The sequence below is a fragment of the Exiguobacterium sp. s7 genome (assembly GCF_018618195.1).
GTDB classification, from domain to species: Bacteria; Bacillota; Bacilli; order Exiguobacteriales; family Exiguobacteriaceae; genus Exiguobacterium; species Exiguobacterium mexicanum_A.
The window spans coordinates 476,147-486,688 of sequence record NZ_JACSLO010000002.1 but is presented as its reverse complement, the minus strand read 5'-3'; the positions used below and the strand labels follow the sequence as shown (position 1 = coordinate 486,688).

General features: G+C 55.1%; 12 protein-coding genes. 8 read left to right on the top strand and 4 right to left on the bottom strand.

Annotated features, from left to right (window positions below; translation table 11 throughout):
- Positions 1 to 115: 115 nt before the first annotated feature.
- On the bottom strand, positions 116 to 1,597 hold the full coding sequence (locus KNP79_RS05065; protein ID WP_251132872.1) for a S8 family peptidase: 1,482 nt from the start codon (positions 1,595 to 1,597) through the stop codon (positions 116 to 118).
- A 78-nt stretch (positions 1,598 to 1,675) separates the two neighbouring features.
- A complete protein-coding gene (locus KNP79_RS05060) occupies positions 1,676 to 2,083 on the bottom strand; it encodes a hypothetical protein (protein WP_215191421.1) in 408 nt (135 codons plus the stop codon).
- Between the two features lie 168 nt (positions 2,084 to 2,251).
- Here KNP79_RS05060 and KNP79_RS05055 point away from each other — a divergent pair, with 168 nt between their 5' ends.
- The 5 genes from KNP79_RS05055 (at position 2,252) to KNP79_RS05035 (ending at position 6,953) form a co-directional block, all read left to right on the top strand.
- Positions 2,252 to 3,142: a hypothetical protein gene (locus KNP79_RS05055; protein ID WP_138859382.1), complete on the top strand. Its 891-nt coding sequence runs from the start codon at positions 2,252 to 2,254 to the stop codon at positions 3,140 to 3,142.
- 61 nt (positions 3,143 to 3,203) lie between these two features.
- Entirely contained in the window at positions 3,204 to 3,869 is a 666-nt protein-coding gene (locus KNP79_RS05050; RefSeq protein ID WP_215191420.1) for a response regulator transcription factor, read from the top strand.
- On the top strand, positions 3,866 to 5,212 hold the full coding sequence (locus KNP79_RS05045) for a sensor histidine kinase (protein WP_215191418.1): 1,347 nt from the start codon (positions 3,866 to 3,868) through the stop codon (positions 5,210 to 5,212). Before KNP79_RS05050 ends, KNP79_RS05045 begins: the two co-directional genes overlap by 4 nt.
- A 68-nt stretch (positions 5,213 to 5,280) precedes the next feature.
- A complete protein-coding gene (locus KNP79_RS05040; protein WP_138859379.1) occupies positions 5,281 to 6,288 on the top strand; it encodes an ABC transporter permease in 1,008 nt (335 codons plus the stop codon).
- Entirely contained in the window at positions 6,285 to 6,953 is a 669-nt protein-coding gene (locus KNP79_RS05035; protein ID WP_138859378.1) for an ABC transporter ATP-binding protein, read from the top strand. The genes KNP79_RS05040 and KNP79_RS05035 overlap by 4 nt, the downstream gene beginning before the upstream one ends.
- A 21-nt stretch (positions 6,954 to 6,974) precedes the next feature.
- Here the strand turns inward: KNP79_RS05035 and KNP79_RS05030 are convergent, their stop codons facing one another.
- A complete protein-coding gene (locus tag KNP79_RS05030; RefSeq protein WP_034777688.1) occupies positions 6,975 to 7,403 on the bottom strand; it encodes a hypothetical protein in 429 nt (142 codons plus the stop codon).
- 189 nt (positions 7,404 to 7,592) lie between these two features.
- Between KNP79_RS05030 and KNP79_RS05025 the strand changes: the two genes are divergently transcribed.
- On the top strand, positions 7,593 to 8,492 hold the full coding sequence (locus tag KNP79_RS05025; protein WP_034777690.1) for an alpha/beta hydrolase: 900 nt from the start codon (positions 7,593 to 7,595) through the stop codon (positions 8,490 to 8,492).
- Here KNP79_RS05025 and KNP79_RS05020 read toward each other — a convergent pair.
- Positions 8,449 to 9,147, bottom strand: a complete 699-nt coding sequence (locus KNP79_RS05020) for a CPBP family intramembrane glutamic endopeptidase (protein ID WP_138859377.1) — start codon at positions 9,145 to 9,147, stop codon at positions 8,449 to 8,451. The two genes, KNP79_RS05025 and KNP79_RS05020, sit on opposite strands and share 44 nt — an antisense overlap.
- A gap of 78 nt (positions 9,148 to 9,225) precedes the next feature.
- Between KNP79_RS05020 and KNP79_RS05015 the strand changes: the two genes are divergently transcribed.
- Both KNP79_RS05015 and KNP79_RS05010 read left to right on the top strand, forming a co-directional pair.
- Complete coding sequence (locus KNP79_RS05015) at positions 9,226 to 9,918, top strand: lytic transglycosylase domain-containing protein (RefSeq protein WP_233004295.1); 693 nt, start codon at positions 9,226 to 9,228, stop codon at positions 9,916 to 9,918.
- A gap of 34 nt (positions 9,919 to 9,952) precedes the next feature.
- Complete coding sequence (locus KNP79_RS05010; RefSeq protein WP_034777694.1) at positions 9,953 to 10,540, top strand: DUF1643 domain-containing protein; 588 nt, start codon at positions 9,953 to 9,955, stop codon at positions 10,538 to 10,540.
- The last annotated feature ends 2 nt before the right edge of the window (positions 10,541 to 10,542 follow it).

Here is a 10,542-nt window from a genome sequence, read left to right as displayed (position 1 = left end):
GAACGGCTTGAGCCCTGTCGAATACAGGTCTCAAGCCGCTTAGGTTGGTTTTCATTATTTACCCTGTCTACTTGACGGGGAGCAGTTCAAGCCAGCACTGGCTCCGGGTGTTTTTTTATGTCGATTCCGCCGAAGTATCCGTCTCGACTTGAACCGGTTGCGGCGCATATTTGACCGTCACCACTTTTTCAGTGACGTCGGTCGGCTTCAACAGCACCGTATAGGCCGATCCCGTGTCACCCCGAACAGGGAACTTGCCCGGTACATGAAGCGCCTCATAGACGACTTTCTTGTTCGCGTCGAGCACGGTGACGACGCCTTTTCGGGACGTGGTCAACTCAAACGTTCCGGCATCGGCCGCTCTGACCGTGACTAACGGCTTGACGGCGTTCACATAGGTGAACGAACGATTGACCGAGCGTTTGTGTTTCCCGTCGGTGACGGTGGCATTCAGGCGATATTTCCCGCTCGGTAACCAATCTCCTCCGGCATACATCGTAAACATCGATTTCCCGGCTGAGAGCGTCTTCACTTTGCGCGTTCCTTGATACAACGTATACGTCGTCTTCAAGTTCGACTTTTTCATGACCGTCAGTTTCGCTTCTTTCACATAGCGGCTCTTGAGCGTCGATGGTGCGGAGAGCGCGACCGGTCGTGGCGTCGCATCGATCAGCCGCTTCGTGTTGAGCTCGGTATACGTCTTCCCGCTCGCACGTGGCATTTTTTGAAGCAAAGCATCGATGTCGGCCGGCGTCAGGAACGGATTGACCGATTTGACGAGCGCGATCCCAGCCGACACCATCGGCGCCGCCATCGATGTCCCGTCCATGTAGACGAAGCTATTTTTCACGCCGAGCGACAAGACATTCACCCCGGGCGCCACGATTTTGACTTGGCTGTCCATATTGCTAAAAGCAGCGACACGGCGGTTTGCGTCGATCGCCCCGACCGCGATGACTTCTTTCATATTGGCCGGGAACGACGTTTTCTTCTTCCCGTCATTCCCGGATGAGGCGACGATGACGACACCTTTGGCACGGGCCCGACGAATCGAGTCGGCGAGGACGCGGTCATAGTCTTGACCTCCGAGCGACATGTTGATGACGTTCGCCCCTTTCGCGACCGCCGTGTCAACCGCCTTGGCGACCGTCCAAGAATCCGTGTACTCCGAATTTTTGCCGTAAAAGACGTTATAAAAATGATAACGCACGTTTGGAGCGAGCCCTGCCATTCCGAACTTGTTGTGACGTCCGGACATGATGCCTGCCGTGTGCGTGCCGTGATAGTCGACACTATACGGGCCTTTCATCGAGTTGACGACACGCGGGACGTTATACAGCTCTTTATGACTCCGGTCGGCCGATGAATCGATCAAAGCGATGACGATGTCCGACGCCCCTCGGGTCGTATTCCACGTCAAGTCGGTACCCGTTTGCTTGATATAGTACTGATGACCGACCCTAGGCTCGGCCACGACATAGCCGTGCTTTTCCAACAGCACCGGTTTGGCCGCGTCCACAGACGAAGGGACAAGCAGCGCGAGCGCTGCTGCAATCATTATTTTTTTCATCGCCTTCCGCTCCAATCCACACTTCATAAGATGACCCCATTATCTCAAATCACGCGGTTAATTTCCCTTTTTTTCAAAAAATAGATTGTGACATTTTTGCGACGCTTACCAATAGTCCGGCTGGTCAGGGTCGTGCATCTCGTATTCAATGATTTTTCCGATCGTCAAATACGTGTAATAGCGCGCCAGCTCCGTCCGATACGGGTCAGGTGTGAATCCGTCCAAGTTCTCGCCAAGCGGTGAGCCGTCGATCGTCTCGAACTGTTGACAGAAGAACGATTCCGTCTCCTTGTCCCAGACGATATTGTCGCCGATATAGCCGCTCCCGAACCGGATATAATCGATGATGGAAGGCACGATCACCTCGGCCGGAAGCCGCTCACTCATGCGGCCGACCAATTCATAGCGGTCCCGATCGGCATACTCGGCTTGGTCGAGGGACGTACATTTCAAGACCTCTTTATTGATTTCAATCAAGACGACATAGTCCCCCGGATCAATCGATAGCTTCATCTCATCACCTCATCTCAACTTCCACATAGCTCTATCTTAACAAATATTCGGAACGAAACCGCGAAATCCTGTATGCCTGTAAAATTTTCCATCTAGTCGATTCATACAACATGACGAAATCTGTTTTTGGTATACTGAATGAGATGACATGAAGAGAGGAAGTGCAGTATGGCCAAACGCCCTTTGACCCCTCGCGAGAGTGAATTGATCGCCACGGCCTTGTTCGTCGTCGGGAACGTCCCTTACGTCGGGCACATCGACCGGCTCGAGTCGATCACGCTCCGGGATATCGCAGACGACTATTTGAGTGGAAAAAATTCCGTCGCCGACGCCGTCGAGGCGCTCGACCAATACATCTATGTCCGACGACACCGTTTCAAAAACGTCACGCCGAACAACCTTTGGACGCTTGACGATCGGACCGAGCAGGAGGCACTCCGCTATATCGTGCGTCGGCCTGAGCTGAAGAAAGGCGAGACGCTCAGCAAAAAGGATCAACCGTTCACTGTGGGCCAAGATATCGAGTTCAAGGTCGATAAACAGCTCGATCGCGGTCAGTTCCGGATTTACATCGGTAAACTGAACGGCTACACGGTGAAAGCCCAGTCGAAAGATAAAGAAAAACTCAAATCGGTCAAAGGATGGATCACCCACCTCGACCGGAAAGACCGACTCGTCTTTGTCAACATTTCCGAGTTCGGGCGCGAACCGATCGACCCGGACGCCAAAGTCCGGCTCGAGGCGATGAGCGCCGCGCTGCTCGGCTGGTTCGCCACCGCCACGTTACCAACCGAGGATGAAGCGATGACGGCCAAACAGATGATTGCCACGCTCCAACGCCGTGACCAACCGTACTGGTTCACGTTGACTGTCGCGATGAACCATCCGAAGCCCGAGCACGTCAAGCGGTGGGGCACAGTCGTCAACCTGCTCGTCAAGGCGAGCGCCGGCGACGCTTCTGCTCTTGAGACACTCGAGGCGCAAGAAGACAAGTATTTCAAAGATGCCTTCTTGCGGGCGCTTCGAGCCTTGCATAAAGAACTGACCAAAACGACATAACATGCAGGTGACCTGCCACGGGTCACCTGTTTTCGGTGTCGTGATAGAAAGGAAGAGAGCGATGCACGTACTGATTGTAGAGGACGATTTGGCTATCCTTCACCTCGTTGAGACCACGCTACAGCGAGCCGGACATACGGTGACAGCTGTCATGGATGGGGCCGACGCCGAGCGACTGTTTATGGCGAACCCTGCCGATGCCGCGATCATCGACATCTTGCTGCCCGGCCTCGACGGACGGACGCTCTGCTCACGTCTGAAGCAAATGACGGACATTCCCGTCATTTTATTGACCGCTCTCGGGGAATGGGAAGTAAAACGAAGCGGCTTCGAACACGGGGCCGATGATTATATGACAAAACCGTTCATCCCGGAAGAGCTGCTGTTCCGCCTTCAAGCCGTCGCAAAACGTTACGCCAAAAATGCGGCCACACTCGTCACAGTCGGACCGCTCAAGCTCGACTTGCGCGATTATCGCCTTGAACTGAACAGTGAGACGATCCACCTGCCGAAAAAGGAGTTCGAGCTGCTCTATCAGCTGGCGGCGTTCCCGGGCCGGGTGTTCACCCGGGATGAACTGATCGAACAAGTATGGGGCCTTGACTTTGAGGGCGATGACCGGACCATCGATGTGCACATCAAACGGCTCCGAGGCCGCTTGCATGACGACACGATCACGATTCGAACGGTTCGGGGCGTCGGCTATACGCTCGAGGTCTCGCCATGAAGACGCTCTATACCCGGATCGTCCTGACCGTGTTCATGATTTTGCTCTTGTCCGGCGCCATCGCCCTTCTCGTCAGCAATGTCGCCTATTACGTCTGGTGGCAGCCGTCCTACAGCGAAAAGACCGAACAGACGGCACAAGCCGCCCTTGACTACTTCGAGACGCATACGGACAGTGAGGCATCGGCCTTTTATCGATTGCTCGCTCAGACGGGCTATCAACTCCTCGTCGTGCGTCCTGACGGTGAGGTCGACCGCTATGGAGGTTCGTTCCGGGACGAGCAACTCGACGAAGCCGTCATCGCCTCGGTCCGGTCCGGCGAACGCTACGACGGGATGCGCGCTTATCCGTTCCACTTGTTTTGGCTCGGCTTGTTCGACAATGAAGTCGTCAACACGTATGGCTTCAGCCTGGACGGGGAAGATGCCGTCTTCATCCGCCCCGACCTTGGCGCCCAAATCCGAGAATTGCACTTGTTCGTCGGCTTGTTCTTTGCACTCCTGACCGGCCTCGCCTTCATCTTGATCGCCCTATCGACAAGCCTGATCGTCCGACCGGTGCGCACATTGACAGATGCGACCCGCTCCGTCGCATCCGGGGCCCGTCCGCTCGATCTCCCGACCGAGCGCAACGATGAGATTGGAACCCTCGCCCGTCGTTTCTCTGACATGGTCGACTCACTGGAGAAATCCGAGGGTGAACGGCGTCGCTTCGTCTCAAGCGTCTCGCACGAATTCCAAACACCGCTCACCTCAATCAAAGGCTACGCCTCGGAACTGGCCGCCCGAACCGAAGGGGACGCCTTGATGTATGCCGGGATCATTCGTGACGAGACGGATCGCCTCTCGGATTTGACAAAACAGTTGCTCCTGCTCGCCCGGCTCGACGAGTCGAACGTGTCGCTCTCCGAACAAGTTGATGTGAGCGCATCGATCGAGGACGTCATTCGTCGCCATGCGTTCCAGCTGGATGAGAAAGGGATCGCCGTCGCGACAGAGATTGACACATCGCTCGTCGTGACCGGCGACCCGCTCTTATTGGCCCAAGTCTGGACCAACTTGTTGACGAACGCGATTCACGCCTCTCATGACGGGGGGCTGATCACCATCAAAGCGTATGCAGCCGATCGTCCGACCCTCTCGATTCAAGATGCCGGCGTCGGAATGGATGAGGCGACGCAGGCACGCCTGTTCGAACGTTTCTATAAAGGAGATATCTCTCGGACCGGGCGGGGCACCGGTCTCGGACTTGCTATTGCCCAAGACATCGTCCGCCTGCATGGCGGTGAGATGACGGTCGAATCCCGTCTCGGGACAGGGAGCACCTTTTACGTCCGGTTTTAGTCCCGTTCATATTCTGTTCATATCCGTCAGTTATGCTTCCTTCATCGCTATGAAGGAGGCTTTTTTGTATGAATTTAGCATTTAAAGAAATGTGGCGGCAAAAACGAAAATTTTCATTAATTTTTGTCATCACCCTACTCATCGTCTTATTGTCGACGTTGATCACCGGGCTTGCCGATGGGCTCGCCTATGACAACGGGGCCAGTTTGCGTGAACTCGACACCGAGACGTTTCAGTTGGCTGAGGATGCGGACGGGCAACTGACCCGCTCGTTCATCGAACTGCCGACGCCAGAAACACTTACACCGCTCGGGGTCAAACCGTTGACACTCGTCGATGGGACCGTGAAACAGGACGCCACGCTATTCACGTTACCGCGGGATTCTGACATCGGACCCGCCCTCGATCTCGCCGTCGGCGAAGTCCTCGTCGATCCAAGCTTTCTCGGGGACTTTAAACTCGGGGACACGATTCAAGATTTCACGACCGGCTACTCATTCACCATCGCGGGGACGACGGACGGACGTTACAGTCATGCACCCGTCATGTGGGCATCGATGGAGACGTGGGAGGCGTTCCAAGCAGACAGCGGACAACCCGAATACGTCTCGGCCTGGCTCGGAGAAACTGAGACGTCGCTCGCAACGCTCTCCAAACAAGACGTCGTCGAGGCCGTCCCGGGCTATACAGCCGAACAAGGCACGTTCACGATGATGCGCGGCTTCTTATTGTTCATCGGTGCGTTCATCTTGACCGCATTCTTTTATATGTTGACGCTCCAGAAACTGCCAGAACTCGGAATTTTGAAAGCGATCGGGATTCGCCCTCGTGTGATCGGCACGGCGCTCGTCACGCAAGTCATGGCAACGGTGCTCGTCGCGAGCCTGTCGGCAGCCGCCTTGACGGCCCTCGTCGCCTCGTTCGTCCCAACTGATATCCCATTCCGTTTCGATGCGGGACATGTGCTGCTCTACAGTGTGATCATGTTCGGGCTCTCACTCATCGGTACGTTGTTACCGCTTTGGAAACTGCGTCACCTTGACGCCGCCGACGCTTTAGGAGGGACATTACAATGAAATTGATGAACATCAGCCACGCCTATGACGGACAATCTGTGTTGCGTGGAATCGATTTGCAGGTCGATGCCGGGGAATGTATCGGCATCATCGGACCGAGCGGCAGCGGGAAAAGTACCTTGCTCCAAATTCTCGGACTATTGAAACGACCGGTCTCGGGACAGGTCGAGCTCGAAGGACGAGACTTGCTCGGTGCCACTGAAGAAGAGCGACGCCTCTTGAGGCTGAACGAAATCGGATTTGTGTTCCAGCAAGCACATCTCGTCCCTTACTTGACGGTCCGGGAACAACTCGAGCTCGTCCAGGCCGAGAGCGAGTCGAAACAAGATCCGATTCGGCTGCTCGACGCTCTCGGTTTGGGGCATCGTCTCGACCAGTTACCAGGGCAACTGTCCGGAGGAGAACGTCAACGTGTCGCGGTCGCTCGGGCCTTGGTCAATCGCCCCCGACTGATTTTGGCCGATGAGCCGACGGCGAGCCTCGATTATGAGAATGGCCGACGGGTGATGGAGTTGCTCGTTACTGAGGCACGGATGAGTGCGCGACGGGTCATCGTTATCACCCATGACGAACGGATGCTCGACGTCTGTGACCGGGTCCTCATGCTTCAGGACGGCCTGCTCCAACCGTCGCCCCGACATCAAAACAGGGAAGACCGCGATTGAGGCGGCCTTCCCTGTTGTTTGTCAGATGACGTGCGCGTGAAGTGGCTCCTCAATCGATGCACTTACGAGTTTTCCTAAATGATGCGTCAACCAGGCGTTGAAACCGATGATGAGTGTCATGTTCCCATGCTCGTCGATTCCGGCCGAATCGACCCGGATTAGTCTTTCCTCGATATGTTGCGAGACGAGAGTGATGCGGGCGAGCGCTAGGACTGATTGGAAGACCTCGTCCGCCGATGACCCAATCGCTTGCGCCACGTCCGACACGGACAGTTCGATCGGTCGTGCCGGCTCAAGCACATAGCGGTCAATCAGCACATCGAGTACCATCGCATGCTGACGATGGCCGTTGACCGGGGCACGATAGAAGGTCACCCCTTCGGCGGTCTTGTAATCCACCTGCCCCGTCAAGCACGCGTGCAGCAACTGATCCATCACCTCTCGCCCCATCGCTTCGTCTCCTCCCGCTTCACCTTGATGATTGTCTGGTTCCATCATAGCAAGACGATACTGCTCAAACGAACGGGACAATCATCGGTAAGTCCCTTGCTTAACGGCATGAACCCGCCGTCAAACTGACACTGCGCGTGAACTATCGTCACGTTTTCGGGTACAATAATGGAGAAAGGAGCGGTTCAGATGCAGAAGAGATGGAAAGTTGGACTTGCAACACTATTCACCGGCTACTATGCCATCAGTTATTATGCGTTCAAGCGCATGACGCGAGGCAAACGCAAGACACCAGAGATGCTCTTGGCCCCGTATACGAAAGAAGATCAATCGTTTTATCATGACGTGCCGTTCGAGCACGTCTCGCTCCGTTCTCAGGATGGCTATCGGCTGTATGGACGCGTCTACCGCAATGAAGGGTCGACGAAATGGATCGTGTTCGTTCACGGCTATACCGCCTCTCACAGTTTCATGGCCCCACATTTGGCGATGTTCCATCGCCTCGGGTACAACCTCCTCGCTGTCGACTTGAGATCGCACGGTGAGTCCGAGGGCGTATACGCCTCTTATGGTTACCACGAAAAGCATGACATCACCGATTGGGTCGACTGGTTGCGGGCCAATGAAGTGGTCACGGAAGTCGGATTGCACGGTGTCTCGATGGGAGCTGCCTCGATCTTACAGGCCGGACCGTTAACCGACGTCGACTTCTTGATCGCCGAATGTCCGTTTGACGACATGAGACAGCTCATGCGCCATCAGTTGAACGTGTTACACCGGTTGCCCGGGGACCTGCTCTTGCCAGGGATCAACTATTTCTTGTGGACGCGGGCCGGTTTCCGGATGCATCAAGTCCGGCCCAAATACGACCTCGCCGCGATTGACGCGCCCGTCTTGTTCATCCACGGGACGAAAGATGATTTCGTGCCGACGTGGATGTCGGTCGAGATGAACGCGCTCAACCGGCAAAACGAGTTAGCCCTCATCCATGGGGCTGAGCACACAAACTGTATCTTGAAAGATCAACCCGCCTATGAGGCGGCCGTCAGTCAGTTTCTGAATCGACGACGTGAATCGGTCCAGCGATAAGGTCGAGCAAGGCATGGACGACCATCACTGGCCATAATACCCCCATCGCCAAGTACAAATAGCCGAGTCCCCAGCCGACGATCCCGGTGACCAGAACGCCCCTGACGCCTTGATAAGCATGGGCCAACCCGAACAAGGCGCCGCCGATGAAGGCGAGTGTCAAGGATGAGACGTCAAGATAGAGACTGACGGTGTAGAGGAGCACACCACGGAATATGAATTCCTCGGTCACACCTGCCGTCCACGAGACAGCGCTCCACGCCTTCGCCTCAATATCCGTCCGTGGCAAGAGCAACCGCTCGATTTCGAGCTCATAGTACGGTCGTAACCGCCGCCGTAACCGAGACGAGGTTTTGACGAGCAAGTAAAACGCCAGCAGCACGGAGATGAGGATGGTCGTGAAAAAGAAAAACTTCCAAGCGGACATGTCCCTTTCGACCGGGGCGAATCCGAGACCGACCATGTCTGGCGGGACGCCGAACAAGAAGACGAGGGCGAGCAAAAGCAGACTGAGCCCCCACGACGACTTGACTGTCTGTTCATAGACACGTCCACGACCGAGCGTTTCGATCATCGGCTTCATCAACCGGGCGTTGAACAATTGAACGATCAACAAATACATGAGAATGATGGTAAAGACGGCCTGTTCGAGCATCTATATCCACTCCTGTCCTTCCTGTTAGCTATATGCTACACTATTCGGGTATTGTCTAGAAAGCTAGGAGGCGGAATCTTGAAACGATTGATTTTGCGACTGACCGGTCTCATGCTTGTGATCGTGCTGTGCCTCGGCGCAATCGGCTGGTTTGGTCAACATGATAAAGTGAACAATGCCCTGTACCGGGCCTATTACGGGGACCATGGCGTCCCGTCCGTCCATCGCGATGTGTATGAGGATGCTGCGGCCACGTATGACGTCGATTGGCGCTTACTTGCCGCCGTCCATCGCGTCGAGACGATTTTCTCCCACAGTTCATCGATGCGTTCATCGGTCGGGGCGATCGGACCGTTCCAATTCATGCCGCGGACGTGGCTCGGTTGGCAATATGACACGGACGATCAAAAAGGCGATGTCCCTGAGGACGAAGTCGATTTGACGGATCTCGCGCTCATCGAACAGTACGGCGGTCTCGGACGCGATGGCAACAATGATGGCAAAGCCGACCCGCACAGTCTCGTCGACTCGGCCCATACGGCCGCTTACTATTTGAGCGAGCACGGCGGGACGAAGGCAGACACGACGGACTCGATTCGAAACGCCATCTTCGAGTACAATCGCAGTGAACAGTATGTCAATGATGTGATGTCGTTTTATGAGTCATATCAAACCGATGTGTCTTATTTACCGGATGACAAGGCGTCGGCAACCCAAAGTGTCGCGCGCTACACAATCCGCTACTTGGAATGGTTCGCAGGCTGGGTCTGACCCGGCACTATTTGATTAAAAGTGAGGAAACCTTATGAACACCCATATCGAGGAAGTGACGATTCGTGTCAAGTCGGTCTTCAATGAGGACAAGACGAAGCGCTACTTGCGTTCGTACGAATTCACAGATGTCGTCGACGGCGTCATCTGTGCCGTCATCATCTACTCGCCCCGGATGAGCGATGCTTTCTTGTCCGGTACGACAACGCAGCGGGCGTATATGCTCATGCGGAACCATCTCGATCAACCGATCCGTGAGATGCGCGTCATCAGCCTCGTCCCAACACTCGCCATCAATGACAATCTGCCGTACGTCGAATCGCAACTCGACGAAGTCAACTTTCATTACGTTGAGGAAACGCTCGACGAGGTCGAGGCGAGCGGAGGTATGATTATCGTCGGCTGGGGCTCTCCGGGACGCTTGATGCATCATGCCACCCCGTATAAGGCGCTCTTTGCCGACCATGAGGCGCATATGTTCTGTATCGGCACGACTTCCAAAGGCGAGCCGCAACAGATTCGTATGGCCAACGAGAACACCGTGCTCGAGGCGTTCAATAACGAATCAATCAAACCGAAATTTAGAATTGTGAAAGAAACGAAACAAGACGACTCCGAGTGAGT